Source organism: Mycobacterium sp. NGS49 (assembly GCF_059812565.1).
Genome location: NZ_JCALCX010000017.1, coordinates 1 through 18591, shown reverse-complemented (window position 1 = coordinate 18591; position 18591 = coordinate 1). Strand labels below are relative to the sequence as shown.

At 67.4% G+C, this 18591-nt stretch carries 19 protein-coding genes; 13 read left to right on the top strand and 6 right to left on the bottom strand.

The features are described 5' to 3' along the window. The first annotated feature begins 14 nt into the window (after positions 1–14). Genes AC5Y7D_RS18720 through cysW form a run of 3 tightly spaced genes read left to right on the top strand, consistent with a single transcriptional unit; the run spans position 15 to position 2715 of the window. Positions 15–1040, top strand: coding sequence for an extracellular solute-binding protein (locus tag AC5Y7D_RS18720; protein ID WP_499926581.1), 1026 nt, complete (start codon positions 15–17; stop codon positions 1038–1040). Further along, a complete protein-coding gene (cysT, locus tag AC5Y7D_RS18715) occupies positions 1037–1894 on the top strand; it encodes a sulfate ABC transporter permease subunit CysT (RefSeq protein ID WP_499926580.1) in 858 nt (285 codons plus the stop codon). The genes AC5Y7D_RS18720 and cysT overlap by 4 nt, the downstream gene beginning before the upstream one ends. Continuing rightward, positions 1891–2715 (top strand): sulfate ABC transporter permease subunit CysW, encoded by an 825-nt coding sequence (cysW, locus tag AC5Y7D_RS18710; RefSeq protein WP_499926578.1) that lies wholly within the window; start codon positions 1891–1893, stop codon positions 2713–2715. The genes cysT and cysW overlap by 4 nt, the downstream gene beginning before the upstream one ends. Here cysW and AC5Y7D_RS18705 read toward each other — a convergent pair. Then, entirely contained in the window at positions 2669–3649 is a 981-nt protein-coding gene (locus AC5Y7D_RS18705; RefSeq protein ID WP_499926576.1) for a cupin domain-containing protein, read from the bottom strand. The genes cysW and AC5Y7D_RS18705 overlap by 47 nt on opposite strands. Before the next feature lie 97 nt (positions 3650–3746). On the opposite strand from AC5Y7D_RS18705, the gene AC5Y7D_RS18700 reads away from it, so the two are divergent. The 4 genes from AC5Y7D_RS18700 to AC5Y7D_RS18685 are packed head-to-tail and all read left to right on the top strand — an operon-like array spanning position 3747 to position 7357. Further along, positions 3747–4424, top strand: a complete 678-nt coding sequence (locus AC5Y7D_RS18700) for a GntR family transcriptional regulator (RefSeq protein WP_499926574.1) — start codon at positions 3747–3749, stop codon at positions 4422–4424. Then, entirely contained in the window at positions 4421–5797 is a 1377-nt protein-coding gene (gene hpnE / locus AC5Y7D_RS18695) for a hydroxysqualene dehydroxylase HpnE (RefSeq protein ID WP_499926570.1), read from the top strand. Before AC5Y7D_RS18700 ends, hpnE begins: the two co-directional genes overlap by 4 nt. A 13-nt stretch (positions 5798–5810) precedes the next feature. After that, positions 5811–6644, top strand: coding sequence for an SDR family oxidoreductase (locus AC5Y7D_RS18690; protein ID WP_499926569.1), 834 nt, complete (start codon positions 5811–5813; stop codon positions 6642–6644). A gap of 2 nt (positions 6645–6646) precedes the next feature. Next, the gene (locus AC5Y7D_RS18685) at positions 6647–7357 is read left to right on the top strand and encodes an acetoacetate decarboxylase family protein (RefSeq protein ID WP_499926567.1); all 711 of its coding nucleotides are present in this window, start codon (positions 6647–6649) and stop codon (positions 7355–7357) included. Here the strand turns inward: AC5Y7D_RS18685 and AC5Y7D_RS18680 are convergent, their stop codons facing one another. Beyond that, on the bottom strand, positions 7358–8854 hold the full coding sequence (locus tag AC5Y7D_RS18680; protein WP_499926565.1) for a potassium/proton antiporter: 1497 nt from the start codon (positions 8852–8854) through the stop codon (positions 7358–7360). It lies immediately after the preceding gene. A 104-nt stretch (positions 8855–8958) separates the two neighbouring features. On the opposite strand from AC5Y7D_RS18680, the gene AC5Y7D_RS18675 reads away from it, so the two are divergent. Both AC5Y7D_RS18675 and AC5Y7D_RS18670 read left to right on the top strand, forming a co-directional pair. Next, positions 8959–9657, top strand: coding sequence for a potassium channel family protein (locus AC5Y7D_RS18675; protein ID WP_499926763.1), 699 nt, complete (start codon positions 8959–8961; stop codon positions 9655–9657). Between the two features lie 9 nt (positions 9658–9666). Beyond that, positions 9667–10044, top strand: coding sequence for a nuclear transport factor 2 family protein (locus AC5Y7D_RS18670; RefSeq protein ID WP_499926563.1), 378 nt, complete (start codon positions 9667–9669; stop codon positions 10042–10044). A gap of 8 nt (positions 10045–10052) precedes the next feature. On the opposite strand, the gene AC5Y7D_RS18665 is transcribed toward AC5Y7D_RS18670, so the two are convergent. Beyond that, positions 10053–11417, bottom strand: coding sequence for a flavin monoamine oxidase family protein (locus AC5Y7D_RS18665; RefSeq protein ID WP_499926561.1), 1365 nt, complete (start codon positions 11415–11417; stop codon positions 10053–10055). Between the two features lie 115 nt (positions 11418–11532). Here AC5Y7D_RS18665 and AC5Y7D_RS18660 point away from each other — a divergent pair, with 115 nt between their 5' ends. Further along, positions 11533–12519 (top strand): alpha/beta fold hydrolase, encoded by a 987-nt coding sequence (locus tag AC5Y7D_RS18660; RefSeq protein WP_499926559.1) that lies wholly within the window; start codon positions 11533–11535, stop codon positions 12517–12519. Here AC5Y7D_RS18660 and AC5Y7D_RS18655 read toward each other — a convergent pair. Then, a complete protein-coding gene (locus AC5Y7D_RS18655) occupies positions 12514–13860 on the bottom strand; it encodes a flavin monoamine oxidase family protein (protein WP_499926558.1) in 1347 nt (448 codons plus the stop codon). The two genes, AC5Y7D_RS18660 and AC5Y7D_RS18655, sit on opposite strands and share 6 nt — an antisense overlap. A gap of 73 nt (positions 13861–13933) precedes the next feature. Here AC5Y7D_RS18655 and AC5Y7D_RS18650 point away from each other — a divergent pair, with 73 nt between their 5' ends. Further along, positions 13934–14920: a TIGR03617 family F420-dependent LLM class oxidoreductase gene (locus AC5Y7D_RS18650; protein ID WP_499926556.1), complete on the top strand. Its 987-nt coding sequence runs from the start codon at positions 13934–13936 to the stop codon at positions 14918–14920. On the opposite strand, the gene AC5Y7D_RS18645 is transcribed toward AC5Y7D_RS18650, so the two are convergent. Continuing rightward, on the bottom strand, positions 14917–16032 hold the full coding sequence (locus AC5Y7D_RS18645; RefSeq protein ID WP_499926554.1) for an Rv3169 family protein: 1116 nt from the start codon (positions 16030–16032) through the stop codon (positions 14917–14919). The genes AC5Y7D_RS18650 and AC5Y7D_RS18645 overlap by 4 nt on opposite strands. After that, positions 16032–17150: a phosphotransferase family protein gene (locus AC5Y7D_RS18640; protein WP_499926552.1), complete on the bottom strand. Its 1119-nt coding sequence runs from the start codon at positions 17148–17150 to the stop codon at positions 16032–16034. The genes AC5Y7D_RS18645 and AC5Y7D_RS18640 overlap by 1 nt, the downstream gene beginning before the upstream one ends. A 44-nt stretch (positions 17151–17194) precedes the next feature. Here AC5Y7D_RS18640 and AC5Y7D_RS18635 point away from each other — a divergent pair, with 44 nt between their 5' ends. After that, a complete protein-coding gene (locus tag AC5Y7D_RS18635) occupies positions 17195–17797 on the top strand; it encodes a TetR/AcrR family transcriptional regulator C-terminal ligand-binding domain-containing protein (RefSeq protein ID WP_499926550.1) in 603 nt (200 codons plus the stop codon). Further along, positions 17794–18585, top strand: a complete 792-nt coding sequence (locus tag AC5Y7D_RS18630) for an SDR family NAD(P)-dependent oxidoreductase (protein WP_499926547.1) — start codon at positions 17794–17796, stop codon at positions 18583–18585. The genes AC5Y7D_RS18635 and AC5Y7D_RS18630 overlap by 4 nt, the downstream gene beginning before the upstream one ends. Positions 18586–18591 lie beyond the last annotated feature (6 nt).

Below are 18591 nucleotides of genomic sequence, written 5' to 3'. Positions count from 1 at the left end.
TGGAAGGCCGTCCAATGTCCATCGACAGTCGCTGGCGCCACGTCATCGGACTGACGCTGATCGTCGCCGTCGTCGCGGCGTGCCACGGCGGCGCCAGCGACGCCGCGGACGGCGGTGCACTGCACGACGTGGACACCGATATCACCCTGGTCGCCTACTCGGTACCCGAACCGGGCTGGACCAAGGTTATTTCGGCGTTCAACGCCTCCGACGAGGGCCGGAGCATTCAGGTGATCACCTCCTACGGTGCGTCTGGCGACCAGTCACGCGGTGTCGTAGCGGGCAAGCCTGCCGACATCGTGAACTTCTCGGTGCAGCCCGACATCACCCGACTGGTCAAGGCCGGCAAGGTGGACCCGGACTGGGACAAGGAGGCGTCCAAGGGCATCCCGTTCGGATCGGTGGTGACGCTGGTGGTGCGCAAGGGCAATCCCAAGCACATCAGGGACTGGGACGATTTGCTGCAGCCCGGCGTGGAGATCATCACGCCCAGCCCGCTTAGTTCCGGCTCGGCTAAGTGGAATCTGTTGGCTCCGTACACAGTCAAGAGCGGCGGCGGCCGCAACGGCCAAGCGGGTGTGGACTTCATCGCCGACCTGGTGCGTGAGCATGTCAAGCTGCGTCCCGGATCGGGCCGGATCGCCACCGACGTATTCATCGAGGGCAGCGGTGATGTGTTGATCAGCTACGAGAACGAAGCCATTGCCGCTGAGCGGCAGGGCCATCCAGTCGAACACATCAACCCGCCACAGACTTTCAAGATCGAGAATCCGGTCGCCGTGCTGACCACCAGCCCGAACCTGGACGCCGCCGTCCTGTTCAAGAACTTTCAGTACACCGCTGTGGCACAAAGGCTTTGGGCTGAAGCCGGGTTCCGTCCGGTCGATCCGGCTGTTGCGGCGGAATTCCGCAACCAGTTCCCGACACCGGTGAAACTCTGGACCGTCGCCGACCTCGGCGGCTGGGCCAGTGTGGACCCCGAGCTTTTCGACCGCAAGACCGGTGCCATCACCAAGGTGTACCTGGAGGCAACCGGATGACGGCCGCCCTCCTCGCCCCGGACCGGGAGTCGGCTCCGGCGCCGAAGGTCGCGATCCCCGAAGCTCCGGGCGGCACGTCGCTTCGGGTCGGCGTGGTAACGCTGTGGCTGTCGGTGATCGTGCTGCTGCCGCTGGCCGCGATCGCCTGGCAGGCCGTCGGAGGCGGTTGGCAGCACTTCTGGCTGGCGGTCACCTCGCATGCCGCACTGGAGTCGTTCAAGGTGACGTTGATCATCTCGGTGGTGGTCACCGCCCTGGACGTGGTGTTCGGAGTGCTGGTCGCGTGGATGCTGGTGCGCGACGACTTCCTGTGGAAGGGCATGTTGGACGCGGTCATCGACCTGCCGTTCGCGCTGCCGACAATCGTGACCAGCCTGGTGATGCTGGCCCTCTACGGCCCGAGCAGCCCGATCGGTCTGCACCTGCAGCACACGCCGCCGGGGGTGGCGATGGCGCTGGCGTTCGTGACGCTGCCGTTCGTGGTGCGCGCGGTCCAGCCCGTGCTTCACGAGATCGACCGCGAGGTCGAAGAGGCGGCCGCATCGCTGGGCGCCGGCAGCGGGAAGGTCTTCACCGCCATTGTTCTGCCCTCACTGTTACCCGCGGTGTTGTCCGGGGCGGGCCTGGCATTCTCCCGGTGCATCGGCGAATTCGGCTCGGTGGTGACGATCGGCGGCGCCGTCCCGGGCAGCACCGAAGTCTCATCCCAGTGGATACGGTCGCTGATCGAGAACGATGACCGTCCAGCTGCGGCCGCGATATCCGTTGTCTTGCTGTTCATTTCGTTCAGTGTCTTGTTCACGCTGCGGATCATCGGAGGGCGCACGGCCAACCGCGAGGAGCGGGCCGGGTGACTTCGGCGACGTCTTCGCCCCCGGTGCGCTACCTGATCCGCTATCTGGCGTCCGGCTACATCGTGGTGATGCTGATCGTGCCGGTGTCGCTGATCTTGTGGCGGACCTTCCGGCCGGGCTTTCACCAGTTCTACATCTGGATCACCACGCCCGCGGCGATCTCGGCGCTGCACCTCTCGCTGCTGGTGTTGGCGATTGTCGTGCCACTGAACGTCCTGTTCGGTATACCCACGGCATTGCTGTTGGCGCGTAACCGATTTCGTGGGAAAGGCGTGCTGCAGGCGATCATCGATCTGCCCTTCGCGGTCTCGCCAATCATCGTCGGCGTCGCGCTGATCTCGGCCTGGGGTTCGGCTGGTGCGCTGGGGTTCATCGAGCGAGACACGGGGGTGAGGATCATCTTCGGCGTCCCCGGTATCGTGCTGGCCAGCATCTTCGTCACGCTGCCGTTCGTGGTCCGCGAGGTGCAGCTGGTGCTCAGTGAGGTAGGCACCGAGCAGGAGCAGGCGGCGGCGACCCTGGGCTCGAGCTGGTGGCAGACCTTCTGGCGGATCACATTGCCGTCGATGAGGTGGGGCCTGACCTATGGCGTCGTGCTGACGGTCGCCAGGACGCTCGGCGAGTTCGGCGGCGTCATCATGGTGTCATCCAACCTGCCGGGGAGCACGCAAACCCTCACGCTGCTGGTCAACGACCGGTACAACCGCGGCCACGTCTACGGCGCTTACGCTCTTTCGTCGCTGATGATGGCGGTGGCCATCGCATTTCTGATCGTCAAAGTGATGCTGCATGTGCGGCGGGCGCGGAAGGCCGAGGGCTGAACTGCATGTCGAGGCTGCGCAGGTAGGTCTGCAGCCCGGCGTCCTGCACCGGGATCAGATGTGCCGGGGCGCCGGACTCGTTGTAGTGGGCATGCCACATGCCCGGCGGGGTGGTGAAGGCTCCGCCGGCCTGCCAGTCCACCCGAATCGGGTCGGCGATCTGACCGCCGTCGTCGAGGCGGGTGCCCAGCAGGGTGTAGCACCCGGGCTGGGCGTCGAGGATCAGATCCAGCGCGACGGACTGGTGGCGGTGCGGGCGCTGCTCCTGCCCGGGCGGCAGCACGCCGAACATCGCCCACAACACGTGCGTCAGGGTCAGGGTCTGCTCCTGGCCGGCGTTGGCCAGCAGCACGCTGACCCGGTTCTTGTCGTTGGCGCCCGGTCGCGAAGCGATGTGCTCGAGCTCGGCGACCACGTCCGCGCCGCGAAACTTGGTCGGCCGGAATCTTTGCTCGCACGCCGAGACGCCCAGGTAACGCATCAGCGGCTCGTCGTGCACCCAATACATCGCCGCGTCGACCTCGGCATGGAACACTGCCCCGGTACCGGCCGGCAGGGTCAGGACGTCGCCTTTCTCCCACCGAACCGGTCGTCCGTCAAGCGCGACGATGCCGCGTCCGGACAGCACGTAGTACAGCTGCGAGCTGGCGTTGGGGCTGGTGTCGATCTGCTCGCCCGCGCGAATTCGCACGAAGTTCGCCAACAGTGCCGGACTCGTCGCCGCGCCGGTGCTGATGCCGAGGTCGGCCGAGAGGTCCAGCGGGACCACTCCGGTGGGCCCGTCCCGGTAGATCTCCGGGCTGAACTGCGCGATCGGCACCCGTGGGGTGTGGCCCGAACCGATGGGATCGGCGGCCTGGGTGTACTCGAAGTACCGGGCATCGTCGGAACACTCGAGGAACACCGGACTCATCGACGGAGCGGTCAGCGTCATATTCATATAGTATCTATCTTGTATCTATGATGCAAGCTCAGTTGCTCGCGGCGGCCGCCGAATAGAGTCGGGATACCACTGGACCCCGAGGAGGGCTATGGCGTTGGAGGTGACCAACGGTCCGGGCCCGGCCAAAGACCGTGCGCTCGACTACGTCAAGGCCAAGGTGTTGACCGGAGAGTTTCCGGGCGGCGACCTGATCAGCGAGGGCGAGGTGGCCACCGCGCTGGGCATGTCGCGCACCCCGGTCCGCGAGGCGTTCCTACAACTGGAGGCCGCCGGGCTGTTGCGCCTATACCCCAAGCGCGGAGCGCTGGTGGTGCCGGTGTCAGCGGATGAGGTGCGTGCCGTCCTGGAGGCCAGGGTGGTGCTGGAAGAATTTGCGGCGCGATCCGTGATCCAACGCGGTCCCGATGCTTGTGCGGCCGTGTACGAACGACTTTCGGCTCAGTTGCAGCGGCAGCGCGCGTCGGTCGCCGCCTCCCGGCTTCATGAATTTCTCGAATCCGACCGCGCCTTTCACAACGTCACGCTCGAAGCTGCCGGAAACGCCATCCTGGCCGGCTTCTACGCCACCCTGCGCGACCGTCAGATGCGGATGATCGGCGAATCGGCACGCAATCCGCAACGCCTGGCGACCATCATCGAGGAACACGAACGCATCGCCCGGGCGCTTCGTGACGGGGACGGCGACGCGGCCCGCGCGGCGGTTCGGGCGCACTTGGCGGGCACCATGCGGGCGCTGGGGATGTCCGTCGGCGAGGAGGCACCGTGAGGCAGCGTGTCGTCGTGGTGGGCGGTGGCCTGGCGGGCCTGGCCGCCACGATATGGCTGGCCGAGCTGGGTTACGCGGTCACCCTGGTAGAGGGCAACGGCAAGCTGGGCGGGCGCACCATCGGCCTGACCTCCGGCTACGGCGACCCGATCGAAAACGGTCAGCACGTGCTCGCCGGTTCCTACGACTGCATCTTCCGCTACCTGGATTCGGTTGGGACCCGCCATCTTCTCCGATTTCCCGACGAGTTCGGCGTGCGTTATCCGGGCGGGCACGTCGAGACGTTCGGTCTCCGGGCGCGTCACGCGCGCCGCGTGTTCCTCGGCCAGGTGCGGGGACTGGGTTTTTCGGCGCTGGTGCGTGCCACCCCGGCGTGGGCCCGGTTGATCCGTGACGTCATCCGGTTCGATGACGCGCTGGACCACATCACCGTCGACGAGTGGTTCGACCGTCTCGGTCTCCCCGCCGCGGTGCGCCGAATCATGCTGAATTCCATGGTGATCGGCCTACTCAATGAGCTGCCGCACCTGGCCTCCGCCCACGCGTTCGCCGCCCTGCTGCGCACCGGTGCCGACCGGGTACGCCGCGGCGGCCCGGCCGCCATGCGCATCGGGTATCCCACGGTCGACCTGGAAACGTTGTACCTCAACGGTGCTCGGCGCGTGATGGCCGAACGAGGGGTTCAGGTAAGGCTGCGCACCCGCGCGGTGGCGGTCGCGGTGGACGACGGTCGTGCGTCCGGAGTTCGGCTGGCTGACGGGTCGACGATCGAAGCCGACGCCGTGGTGCTCGCCGTGCCGTCGTGGAACCTGCGCTCACTGCTGGACGACGTCGCGGGTTCCGAGGACATCCGTTTGGCGGCCAAACAACTCGAGCCCGTCCCGATCATGAACGCCTACGTGCTGCTGGACCGGCCACTGGGCACCGTGGCGCCGTGGGAATCGTTGTTGGACAGCGATATTGGCTGGGTTTTCGACCGGGACCGGATGCACGGTCCGCGTGCGGACGGCAATCACCTGTATGCGCTGACCACCTGCGCGGCCTATGACCTGATGGAATTGAAGAACCGGGAGGTGGCCGACCGCCTTGTCGATGCGCTGCGCGCCAGCTACCCGGCAGCGCGCGAGGCACGGGTCCTCGACGTCACCGTGGTGCCCTGGCCCAAGGCCACGTTCTCCTCCCGCGTCGGGATGTCCACAATCCGGCCCGGCAACCACACGTCCTTGCCGAATCTGGTGCTGGCCGGTGACTGGACGCACAATGACTGGCCCACCACCATGGAGGGTGCCGCGCAAAGTGCCTCCCGTGCAGTCGATCTCGTCCACGTGGCGCTCTCGGGGGGAGTGGCGGGCAGCCGCGCGACCACGGTATGAGATTCTGGGCCACGTGGCGAAGCTGAGGGGGCGACGGGTTGCCATCACCGGCGGGGCCCAAGGCATCGGCCGCGCGATCGGTGAGTCGCTGATTGCCGCCGGCGCCGCGGTGGCCCTCGGTGACGTGCAGGAGGTTGCCGTCAAACAGACCGCCACCGACATCGGCGCGACGGGCCACCCGCTCGACGTGACCGACACGGCGAGCTTCGAGACCTTTCTGGACCAGGCCACTCGGGAGCTCGGCGGCCTCGATGTCCTGGTCAACAACGCGGGCATCATGCCGATCGGGCCGTTCCTGCAGGAAAACCCCCGCGTCACCCGGCGCACCATCGAGATCGACGTGCTGGGGGTGCTGACCGGCACCCGGTTGGCGGGCGCCCGCTTCGCCGCACGTGGAGCGGGCCACATCGTCAACATCGCCTCGGTCATGGGCACCCTCGCGTCGCCCAATGCCGCCACCTACTGCGCGTCCAAGTACGCCGTCGTCGGGTTCAGCGAGGCGCTGCGTCAGGAGTGGCGGGGCAGTGGAGTCAAGATCTCGGTGATCTGCCCGGGCTTCGTCCGCACCGAGCTGATCGCGGGAATGTCGGCACCCGGGCCACTGGAGAGATTCCTGGTGGTCAATCCGGAGGATGTCGCCACCGCTGTGGTGGCCGAGTTGGCCAAAGGGGCCTCTCGCACCGTGTTCGTACCCAAATTGGTTGGTCTGGTCTCCCGCGGGACCGCCACCCTGCCGGCCGCAGTCGTCGATACGGCTTTCCGGTTGTCGGGTGGCTACAAAGTCACCGCGGAACTGGACCGCGAGCAGCGTGCCGGTTACCAGGCGCGCATCGAGAACCAGGAGTAGTCGTGGGAGACAACGAGAGTCGCATCGAGTTGACCGGACTGCGGGGCGTGCCCGAAAGCGCACTGAGTCAGGCGCTGGTTGCCACCCTGCCGCGTAACCAGGCGCCCGCGCCGTGGGAGTGCCGCTGCTCGGCGCTGCTGTGGCTGGGCCGCGGCGGCCGCGCCGCGGCGGGCGCCCTGCCGCCGGCGCTGGCCGGCAGCCCGGCGCTGGTCACCCTCGGCGCCTTCGTCCGCTACACGGACACCCCCGTCGGCGCCTATGACGAAGTGCTCGGCATCGTCGGCTCCCGGACCGGCCTGCGGCCCTGGGGCAACGTGGCGTTCATGTCGGTGGATTCGGAATCCAGCCTGGTCGGCGGCCGCACCAACTGGGCGATGCCCAAGACACTGGCCCGCTTCGACGGCGAGTTGGCCGACGGCCACCTCATCACCGGCAGCAGCAGCTCCGAGCCGTCCTGGACGGTCAGCGCGACGCCGCGGATCAAGGGGCCGGCCATTCCGCTGAAAACCAAGGGCAGCGCTCGCCAGCAGTTCGCCGACGGTCGCGTCGGAGACTCGCTGCTCACCTTCGCCGGTCGGATCCGTCCGGCGCTGGTGACGGTCGGCGTCTCCTCGTCGGGTCCGCTGCCGACGTGGCTGCGGCCCGGCCTGCATGTGGGCGCGTTCGTCGAGGAGGCCACCTTCACTTTGGGCGAGCCGAGGTTCGCGGGCTAGTCAGTCCAGCTCCCCGTATTCGTCGAACCAGTGCGCGAGCTTGCCACGCCGGCTGACGGCGCGCAGCCTGGCCTCGGCCGCAGCCCGGGTGTTGCTGGTGGTGACGATCAGCAGTTCGTCGCCGCTCTCGATGCGGGTGTCGGACTCGGGGACGAAAGTGTGGCCGTCCCGAATGATCAGCGTGATGACGGCGGGGTCGGGCAGGCGCAGTTCCAGGATGGTGACGTTGTGCAGCCGCGACGGCCGTTGCACCGTCATGGTGAGCAGTTCGGCGTCCAGCATGTCCAGTGGAGCCGCTTCGACCTGTATTTCACGGGTCGCTTCGCGTGATATCAGGCCCAGCATCCGGGCGATCGGCCGCAGGCTGGGGCCCTGAACCAGCGTGAACACCACCACCAGTACGAAGACGATGTTCAGCAGTCGAGAACTGCCGGGCACGCCTTCGACGATGGGAAAGGTCGCCAGCACGATCGGTACCGCGCCGCGCAGCCCCGCCCAGGACAGGAACGCCTGATCGCGCCACGGCACCCGGAACCAGATCAGCGTTCCCACCACCGACAGCGGCCGCGCGACCAGCAGCAACACCAGCCCGACCACAATCGCGGGTATCACGTCGACCAACAGTTCGCTGGGGTCGACCAAGAGCCCGAGCAGCACGAACAGGCCGATCTGGGCCAGCCAGCCGACTCCTTCAGCGAAGGAGCGGGTGGCCGAACGGTGCGGCAGCCCCGAGTTTGCCAGCACCACCGCCGAAAGGTAGGCGGCGATGAATCCACTCGTGTGGGCATCCCCGGCGGCGGCGAACGCGACCAGGCCCAGCCCGAACGTCGCGATCGGGTACAGGCCGGATGCCGGCAACGCGATGCGCCGCAACCCGAACGCCCCCAGGTAGCCGATGACCAATCCGATCGCCGAACCGCCGATCAGTTCATACAGCAGGTCGGTGACGGCACCCTCCGGGCGGAACACGAAGGGCACCACGCTGAACATCAGCACCAGGATCACGCCCGGCGCGTCGTTGAAGCCGGACTCGGCTTCCAGCAGCCCGGCGAGCCGGCGCGGCAACGGCAGCACGCGAAGGACGGAGAAGACTGCCGCCGCGTCGGTGGAGGCGATGATGGCGCCGAGCAGGAGGGCCAGCTGCCAGTCGAAGTGCAGCAGCAGCCGCGCGGACACCGCGGTGATGACGGTACTGATGATCACGCCGATGGTCCCCAGGGTGACCGCGGGCGCCAGTACCTTGCGGATGTCGCTGAACCGGGTGGTCAGGCCGCCCTCGACGAGGATGACGGCCAGCGCCGCGGTTCCTACGTTGCGGGCCAGGACCACGTCGTCGAACTGCAGACCCAGCCCGTCCTCGCCGATCGCGACACCGACCAGCAGGAACAGCAGCAGACTGGGGAATCCCACCACCGTGGCCACGCGGGTGCCGACGATGCTGGCGAGCAGCACTAGGCCGCCGATCGACACAGTCAGGTACAGCTGTTCCAGCGTCATTGGTTTGTCAGTAAATCAGCCCGCGCGCGCCGGCCGCTCATTGCACAGCGCGAAGTGCCGGGCCACTTGGCATACGCAAAGATGGTCGGGTGGCCAAGCGAAAGTTGCGGATCGGGATTGCCGGTGCCGGCAACGTCGGCCGCTCGGTCGCACAGGAATTGCTCGACGCCGGGCACAAGATCCTGCTGATCGAGCGGCAACGGCGCAACTTCGAGCCGAACCAGGTGCCGGAGGCGGATTGGTTCAATGCCGATGCATGCGAAATGTCAGCGCTGCAGGAGGCCGGCGTGCAGACGTGCGACGTCGTGATCGCGGCAACCGGCGACGACAAGGCCAACCTGGTGGTGGGTCTGCTGGCCAAGTCCGAGTTCGGGGTGCCCAGGGTGGTGGCCCGGATCAACGATGTCCGCAACGAGTGGCTGTTCGGGCAGGCGTGGGGGATTGACGTATCGGTCTCCACACCGGGTGCCATGGTTGCGGGGATCGAGGGCGCAATCGATGTGGGTCACCTGGTCCGGCTGATGGGGTTGCAGGAAGGCCGCACCGCGCTGACGAAACTGACGCTGCCCGAAGACAACCCGGTGGTGGGCACGCAGGTGGGTGACTTGGGTCTGCCGAAGAACACCGCCCTGGTCAGTGTGGTGCGCCGCGGCACCGTGATCGTTCCGCGGCACGAAGAGGTGCTCGAGGCCGGTGATGAGATGCTGTTCGTCGCCGACAACGCCCGCGAGCGGGCCCTGTGGGCCGCGATCAACAGAATCAAGCCGAAGCCCCGGATGCCGATGCGTCCCGACGCCTGGTGAGGTGGCCGCATGTCCGTCGCGTTACTGCGTGAGATGTTCGAGCGCATGGTTGTCGGCAAGAACGGTGACCTGATCGAGCACTACTACGACGCCGACTTCGTGATGACCTCCGACGGGCTGACGCAGGGCTTCACCGAGTTCCGCGACAGTCACCTCAAGCTGTACGCCACCCCCATCGCCTACTCGGTGGAGTACGACGACGAGGCTTGGGTGGAGGCCGGGGACAAGGTCGCCGGCCGGGTATGGATCACCACCTCGCGCCCCGGCGAGCGGCCGACCCGCATCGAGGTGATGCTGATCGCCGCCTACCGTGACGGGCGGATTTACCGGGTGTGGGAAACCACCTGGCCGAGTTGGCGCGGCGTCGACGCGCTGGAAAACTATTGAGCGCAGCCCTATCCGGGTAGGCGGCGCATCAGCTCGGCGGCCGCGTGGCGGCCGCTCAGCAGGGCGCCGTGGACGGTGGCCGGGTTGTCGGTTCCAACGGCCTCGCCCGCGAGGTACAGCCGGTCGCTCACCGGTTCCTGCAGCCGGCGGCGGTCGTCCGGTCCCGAGTCTGGCGCGTGGAAGGAGTACGAACCCAGCGCGTAGGGATCGGTGGTCCAACTCGAGGTGCGCACCGCCACGATGTCCGTCCCGAACAGTTGGCTGGCGACGGGCCGGGCGCCGGCCATCAGATCGGCTGGGGCGGTGGCCTCGACGCTACGGCCGCGGGATCCGGGATTGAAGGCCAACGCGATCGGGCCGGCAGCGGCGGGCAACGTGAGCCATTGGGCCCACATGCCTTTCTCGGAGCCCAGGTACTCGTAGAAGGCGTTCTCGTCGTCCCAGGTTCGCTGCTGAAAACGGAAGTAGCTCTTGGCCAGGACACCGAATCCCAGCGCGTTCACCGCATGGGCGTGCCCTTCGGGCAGCGGCGGGTCGAAGGTGATGCTCGCCGCCTTCAGCACGCCCAGCGGCACCGTGACGATCGCCGCGGCACCGGCGAAGGTACGCTCGCCGGCTCGGACGGTTACTGAATTCTGTTTGTAGGCAATGGAATTGACGGGAGCGTTCAGCTCGATCGGAATTCCGTCGGCCAGTAGGCGCGGCAGCGCGTCGTACCCGCTGGTGATCACCGACTGGGAGCCGCTGGTGTACTTGCCGACGTCGAACGCCGTCGCCGAAAGCTGGCCCGCGTCGGCGGCGTACTCGTCTTCGATCGCTGTGGTGACGTAGTAGGCAAGGGCGGCGCGGTCGCGGTCGGTGAGTTCCTCGCGGTCGGCCGCCGCGGTGATTGCGGCGCCCAGAGTCCCGCCGGTGACCTCATCACGCGCCTCGGTGACCAGGTCGCGCCAGGTGCGGGAGTTGAACGTCATCGGTCGCAGCCGGGGATCGATCACCAGCTTGGCCGGGTCGTCGTAGTCGGTGGGTACGACGTCGGCATGAACCTGCGCAGCCAATTCGGTCAGCGGATTGTCCTTGGTGCCGTGGATCCAGGACGCGCCCATCTCCAACGGCACACCCCAGTCGCGGGTGGTGTGCACCCGCCCACCGATGCGGTCGCGGGCTTCGATCACCCGTACCGGCCGGCCCGCGTCGGCCAGGCTGCGCGCAGCGGCCAGCCCGGCCATTCCGGCACCGATGACCAAGACCACTGTGGTGTCCGCGGACGTCGTAGTCGGTGCCGGGGGAGGCCGCGCCGCCGGAGGGTGCGTCGCGCAGCCGCCGGCGAGCAGGGTCGTTGCCGCCAAAAACCCTCGGCGGGATAACTCTGGCACGGTTTCGCCGTTATCTGATCGTTTTCTGGTTTGTGACGAAGCGCACATTACGGTCAGGTAAAGTCGCGAGCAACTGGACGGCGGCAACGGTGCCGCGACCAACGGCGGGAGCGGCATGATTCCTGACAAGAGTGCTCGGACGACCACCCGTGAGAGATCGATTCGGCAGTTGCCTGCCGATTTGCCCCCGAGTCGTACCGTCAACGTTCGCGCGGCGGATGGCACCGCACTGCATGCCGAGGTGTTCGGCCCGCCGGACGGTTATCCCATCGTCCTGACGCACGGCTTCGTCTGCGCCATCCGGGCGTGGTCGCACCAGATCGCCGACCTGGCCACCGATTACCGGGTGATCGCGTTCGACCACCGCGGGCACGGCCGCAGCGGTGTGCCACGCCGCAGCGGTTACAGCCTCAAGCACCTGGCGTCCGACCTTGATTGCGTGCTCGACGCGACGCTGGCCCCGCACGAACGGGCGCTGATTGCCGGCCATTCGATGGGCGGCATGACCATCCAGGCCTGGTCGTCGCGCTACGGACACAAGGTTCGCCGCCGCGCCGATGCGGTCGCGCTGATCAACACGGCCAGCGGTGACCTGCTGAGCAAGATCAAATTGTTGTCGGTGCCGCGCGGCCTGGGACCGGCCCGGATGGTGGCCGGGCGGACCCTGATCAATGCGGTCGGCGGGTTTCCGCTGCCGGGAGCTGTCCGGATTCCCAGTCGGTATCTGGTGGCGATGATGGCGGTCGGCGCGGGCGCGGACCCGGCCGTCGTCCAGCTCGTCTACGAACTGTTCGCACAGACCTCGCCGGTGGGTCGCGGCGGCTGCGCGCGGATGCTCATCGACGAAATCGGTTCGCGACACCTCAACCTCGAAGGTCTGACGGTGCCGACCCTGGTGATCGGCAGCGAACACGACCGGCTGACGCCGATCAGCCAGGCGCGCTTGCTGGCGCGCACCGCGCCCAACGTCGTCGACCTGGTCGAGCTGCCCGGCGGGCACTGCTCCATGCTGGAACATCCCGACGAGGTGAACAGGCAGCTGCGCGGTCTTGCCGACGCGTCGATCGACCGCCAGACCCGGGTCACGCTGATCAGTTCATAGCAGCGCGGCGACTTCGGCTGCGGCCCGCTGGCCGGACCTGACCGCGCCGTCGAAGTATCCGGTCCATTCGTCGGCCGTCTCGGTGCCGGCCCAGTGGATTGGGCCGACCGGTTGGCGCAGCAACTTGCCGTACCTGGTCCACGACCCCGGCGGCACCGCGGCCGTTGGTCCTCCTGGCGCGAATTGCTCTGTGCCCCAACGGAAATCGGTGTAGTCGAGCGGCTTGAGGGCTTCCTCGCCGTACAGCGACGCAAAGCAGCGCAGCGCGGCGGCGCGACGCTGGTCGGCCGGCAGCGAGTCGAAGGAGCGGGGGTCGACGAAGCCCAGCAGAATCCCCGGACCGTCCTGGTGCGGACTGACATCGAAGGTGATGAACACCGGGCCCTTATCCAGCAACGCCTGACCGGAGAAGCCTTTGGCCCGCCAGAACGGCGTTTCGTACGCGGCATACGCCTTGGTCAACCTGCCCTGCGGCCAGTGCCTGGTGAGTTCGGTGTACTCGGGCGGCAATGGGGGATTGAACTCGATGCCGGCGCGGTGGGCGGGCGGAATGGCGACGATGACGAATCCGGCCTCGGCCTGGCCCTGATCGGAGGTGACCGTCACCCCCGACCCGTGCCGGTCGATGCGACGAACGCACGCGTCCAGTATCACCCGGTCGCCGAGTTCGGCTGCCGCGCGATCGGCGATCTGCTGGGTGCCCCCGGGAATCAGGTCCTGCTGGGCGCCGTTCTCGGTGTCCAGCAGCCGGTCGAGTCCGCCCGCCGCCCGCACATAGCGCGCGGCGTGCAACATCGAGACGTCCTCGGGTTCACAGCCCCAGGTCACCCGGGTCATGATCGCCATCAGATCCCGCGAGGACGCGGTGGCCCGCACCGTGCTCAACCACTGACCGAGCGAGACGTCGTCGAGTTGGCGCGCCCGCTTGGCGTGCCAGGGCGCTGCGATCGGAACGGCGCGTGAAATTCGCTCGAACTGCCACTGCAGCCGCCCGATGTCGAGCAGTCCGATCAGCGAGAGCCGGGGGATCGTGCCGCTGTAGGCGCGAGCCGCGCCGCGCCAGTGGATCACGTTCTTGCCTGTGTGGTAGGTCGGAACGGTGGGAAGCCCGAGCTCGGCGATCAACGCCAGCACGGCGTCTTGGGTAGGGCCGACGAACGAGCCACCCCGGTCGATGGGCAGTCCGGCGACGCTGCCGCTGTACGAGCGGCCGCCGACGCGGTCCCGTCCTTCCAGGACCAGCACGTCATGACCCTGTCGCGTCAGCTCCCGGGCTGCGGCGAGGCCGGCCAAGCCGGCGCCCACCACGACGACGTCGACACTCCACGGCGGGTTTGGCACGTGCTCCAGTGAACAGCATTGCCGGTCTGTTCCGTAGGGTGACTTCCGTGCCGGATCAGCAGGTGGGCGTGCGTTGAAGGTATTCACCGCTTTGTATGGCCTGGCAGACGCGGCGCAGCGGGCCCGGGAGCTGCGCGACGCCGGGGCCAGTGGCGTAGCCACGTTCGAAGGCCCGCACGACGTGTTCGCCCCGCTGACCCTGGCCGCCACGGTGGGTGGCCTGGATCTGATGACCAACGTGGCGATCGCGTTTCCCCGCAACCCGATCCACCTCGCCCATCAGGCCAACGACCACCAGCTCCTCAGTGGCGGTCGGTTCCACCTGGGGCTCGGAACGCAGATTCGTCCGCAGATCGAGAAGCGGTTCGGTGCTCAGTTCGATCATCCGGTGGCGCGGATGACGGAGCTGATCGCGGCGCTGCGCGCGATCTTCGAGGCCTGGAATACCGGCGGCCGACTGGACTTTCGGGGCGACTTCTACCGGCACACGCTGATGACGCCCACCTTCAATCCCGGCCCGAACCCGTACGGGCCGCCGCCGATCTACGTGGGCGCTCTCGGGCCGCGGCTGACCCGGGCGACCGCCGAGCACGCCGACGGTCTGCTGGTGATGCCGTTCGGTTCCAAACGCTTCCTGCACGACAGCACCATGCCCGCGGTGCGGGCGGGTCTGCAGGCCGGCGGCCGGCGCGCGGAGGACTTCACGATCATTCCGGAAGTCATCGTCTCGGCCGGCGACTCCGACGAGGCGGTGGCGGGCACCCGGCGGCTGCTGTCGTTCTACGGGTCCACCCCGGCATACCGGCCGGTGCTGGCCGCACACGGCTGGGAGGATCTGCAGCCCGAACTCAACGCGATGTCCAAGCAGGGCCGCTGGCAGGAGATGGCGTTGCTGATCTCCGACGAGATCATGCACACGATCGCCGCGTGCGGCACGCCCGCCGAGATCGCCGCCCACATCAGGGACCGTCTCGACGGGGTGTCGGACAGTGTGTTCCTCTATCAGGCGGCGCCGATCGGCCTGTCCACCCTGACCGAGATCATCGACGCGCTGAGTTAGGGCGCCACGGTCAACCAGTCGGCGAATCCCGACGGGTCATGCCGTCCCAGGGCGCCGTGCTCGTAGAGCCCCCAGCCCTCCACCGGATCGCCGTCGCCGTCGCGGCATACCGCGCGCCCGACGTGGTCGATGACGCCGAAGCCCGAACGGGCGACGATGCCGGGGTCGGTCATGTCGTAGGTCAGCCGTTCGGTGAACTTCGCGCCCTTCCACAGACCGTGCGTCCAGTCCGAATCGCCGCCGTAGCCACCGCCCACGTGGATCGGCACCGGCAGCTTGGATTCGACGTCGAGATGCACCGGCGTGCCGTCGGGAGTGGTGGCATCGATGGTCGCGCCGGTCGGGATCCGGGTGCCGGAGCGGTAGTGGATCTTGACCCGCGGCCAGCCCAGCTGCTCGACCCTGCCGTTGCGCCACACGCGGGTGCAGTCGTTGAGCGAGCGGAACCCGTCGGGCTCCTCCTGGATGATCAGCACGATGGCGAACTCGTCGAACGCGACCGGCACATACAGCCACCACATGCCTTCGAACGGCGGGTCTGCCGGCCGGCCGGCCGGTTCCGGCTCGCCGACCGGGCGGATGCCCCACGACCGGTCGCGGCTGCCGATCCAGACGGCCGGGTCGACGACGATCTCGTCGCCGTCGACGACGAGGTGCCCGCTCCAGCTGCCGAGTTGGGCGAACCGTTGCGCGTTGAGGGTGACTCGGTTGCCCGCTCGCAGGACATGCGGCTGCTCCCGGACCACGTCGAACAGGCCTTCCCAGGTGAGATCGGCTGCGATTCCTTCGGTTTCGTCGAGCACGATGCGCAGCTTGCGCAGCGGTTCGATGACCTCGACGCGGTAGCCGTTGACGTGCTGGTTCAGCCGGTCCTGATCAATGGCATCCGAAACGTGCACAGCCGTCTGGGTTTCCCCGCGCCGGATGAGCAGAAAAGCGTCCTTGACACCGAGGTTGGGGTAATAGCCGATGCCGGTTATGACGAAGATATCTCCGGTCCGGTCATGGGCGTTGAAGTACGAGCGGTCGTAGAAGTTGCGGTCGGAAGAGCCGGGCCAGGCGATCGGCTGGGGAATCTGGTGTACCGGGTACTCGTCGAGCGGTCCGAGCATTAACTTTCCTCTCCGATAAGACGTTTCATCAATCCACCGTGGTAGAACAGCGTCTCCACGTCGTCGGGCCGCTCTATCTCACCGAAGTGCACGCGCCGCGCACCGGTGCGCATGAACACGCATGCCCACATCACGCCGGAGTACACGTAAAACCAATTCAGGTCGCTCAGTTCGATGCCGGTGAGCTCCCGGTAGGTGGCCCGCACGTCGTCTTCGCGCATCACATCGGGCAGGCCGGGCAGGGTGGCCAGCCCGGCGAGTTCTTGAAAGACCTTGTGTGCGAATATCATCCAGGCCACGTCGAGTTCCCGCGGGCCGAGGGTCACCATCTCCCAGTCCAGCACGGCCACCGGCTCGAAATCCCGGTACAGCACATTGCCCACCCGGGCGTCGCCCCAGTTGAGCACCGGCGGGCGCGCGTCGGCTTCGGTGGGCCAATTGTCTTGCAGCCACTGCAAAGTCCGTTCCACCAACGGGGACCGGCCTATGCCGGGGACCGCGAAGTCGTACCACGACTTGACCCAGCCGAAGTGTTTGCGCAACGCGGTGTCGCCGGTCAGGTCCTCGGTCAGGAAGCCGAATGTATTCTCGGCGTTGGGGATCGAATGCAACGAGGCCAGGACCTTGACCGAGGCGTCCTGCAGCTTGCGCTGCTGGTCGGCCGGCGCGTCGGCGAACCAGTTGCCGCCGAAGGTGTACGGCATGACGTCCGGCGGCACCACGCCGTCGACGTAGTCCATCAGGAAGAATGGCGCTCCCAGCACCTCCCCGGTGTTCTCGATCCAGCGCACCCGGGGTACCGGCACGTCGGTCAGTTCACCCACCTGTCGGATGACCTCGAATTGGTGGTCGAGGCGATAGGTCGGGAAAACCGGCACATCCTGGCTGGTGGGTGCCACCCGGGCGACCAGTTTCTGCGCGTTGCCCTGCCAGCGCGCGGTCAGGATGATCGTCTCCGACGACATGCCGGTGGAGTCCACGCCGCTTTCGACGGTGATTTCGGGAGCTACCGGTAGCACCGTCGACAACCACTGCGACAGCAACGTCGGAACGGTGCTGGTGTCGCGGCTCGAGCGTTGCATGCGGCCCACATCTTCGAGCGCCGGTTCATTGGCCACGGGTGCTTCCTTTGCGGGGTAATTACGATACGGTAGGTAGCGTTATGAAAGCAGACCCGTCAACCCTTGACAAGGTCCCCGGTGCCGGGCGGCCCCGGGACCCGCGTATCGATGCTGCGATCCTGGCGGCGACCGCGGAACTGCTTGTCAACATCGGCTATTCGAACCTCAGCCTGGCCGCAGTCGCCGAACGGGCCGGAACCACGAAGTCGGCGCTCTACCGCAGGTGGTCCAGCAAGGCCGAGCTGGTGCACGAGGCCGCCTTCCCGGTGGCGCCCACGGCGCTGGAGGCCCCGGCCGGCGATTTCGCGGCCGACATCCGGATGATGATCGAGGCGACCCGCGACGTCTTCACGACTCCCGTGGTGCGCGCCGCATTGCCGGGCCTGGTTGCCGACATGACCGCCGATGCCGAACTGAACGCGCGGGTCATGTCGCGCTTCGCCGGTCTGTTCGCTGCGGTGCGGATACGTCTGTGTGAGGCAATCGACCGGGGCGAGGCGCATCCCGACGTCGACCCGGACCGGCTGATCGAATTGATCGGAGGCGCCACGATGCTGCGGATGATGTTGTATCCGGACCAGAAGCTCGACGACACCTGGGTGGAGCAGACCGCTGCCATCGTGGTGCACGGGGTGACCCGGTGACCGCCATCGTCACCGGCGCCAGTCGGGGGCTGGGGCGGGCGATTGCGCTGGCACTTGCGGCCGACGGCGAGGCGGTGGCCGTCGTCGGACGCACCGAGACCGTCTGGGACGAGCGGCTGCCCGGAACGATCGGCGAGACGGTCGCCGACATTCAGGCTGCCGGCGGGCGGGCGGTGGCGATTCGAGCCGACCTGACTGAGCGTGCCGATATCGTCCGGCTGGTCCACGAAGCGCGAGAAGCGTTGGGGCCCATCAATATTCTGATCAACAATGCCGCGTTCACGGCACCCGGACGGCCCGGTGCCACGCCGCGCGCCAAACCGGCGGACAAGCCTCGCTGGCCCGGGTTCGTCAGCATCCCGCTCACCGCATACCGCAGGCATTTCGAGATCTCCCTTTTCGCCGCATACGAGCTGATGCAGCTGGTCTGCCCGGACATGATCACCGGTGGCGGCGGTTCGATCGTCAACATCACCTCTATCGCCTCGCGGCTGGGCGGGGGATTGCCCGGATATGGCGGGTCCAAAGCGGCGCTGGAACACCTGACCGGTTGCGCGGCGCTCGATCTCGCCGACCACAACATCGCGGTCAATGCGCTGGCACCGTCCAAGCCGATCATGACCCCGGGGCTCTCCTACTACGCCCACGGCTTCGACGACGTGAGCTCCGCCGAGGAATTCGCGCAGGCGGCACTGCAACTCACACGGGTGAGCCCCGGCGTGGTGACCGGTCGCACGATCGGCCACCTGCAGGTGCTCGACGGCAGCTTTACGCCATTCACGGTGTGAGTCGTC

Coding starts and splice junctions, on each gene's coding strand:
- AC5Y7D_RS18670 (WP_499926563.1), top strand. CDS start 9,667: ATGTCCGTCGCGTTACTGCGTGAGATGTTCGAGCGCATGGTTGTCGGC.
- AC5Y7D_RS18680 (WP_499926565.1), bottom strand. CDS start 8,854: ATGACGCTGGAACAGCTGTACCTGACTGTGTCGATCGGCGGCCTAGTG.
- AC5Y7D_RS18705 (WP_499926576.1), bottom strand. CDS start 3,649: ATGACGCTGACCGCTCCGTCGATGAGTCCGGTGTTCCTCGAGTGTTCC.
- AC5Y7D_RS18700 (WP_499926574.1), top strand. CDS start 3,747: ATGGCGTTGGAGGTGACCAACGGTCCGGGCCCGGCCAAAGACCGTGCG.
- AC5Y7D_RS18635 (WP_499926550.1), top strand. CDS start 17,195: ATGAAAGCAGACCCGTCAACCCTTGACAAGGTCCCCGGTGCCGGGCGG.
- cysT (WP_499926580.1), top strand. CDS start 1,037: ATGACGGCCGCCCTCCTCGCCCCGGACCGGGAGTCGGCTCCGGCGCCG.
- AC5Y7D_RS18645 (WP_499926554.1), bottom strand. CDS start 16,032: ATGCTCGGACCGCTCGACGAGTACCCGGTACACCAGATTCCCCAGCCG.
- AC5Y7D_RS18660 (WP_499926559.1), top strand. CDS start 11,533: ATGATTCCTGACAAGAGTGCTCGGACGACCACCCGTGAGAGATCGATT.
- AC5Y7D_RS18720 (WP_499926581.1), top strand. CDS start 15: ATGTCCATCGACAGTCGCTGGCGCCACGTCATCGGACTGACGCTGATC.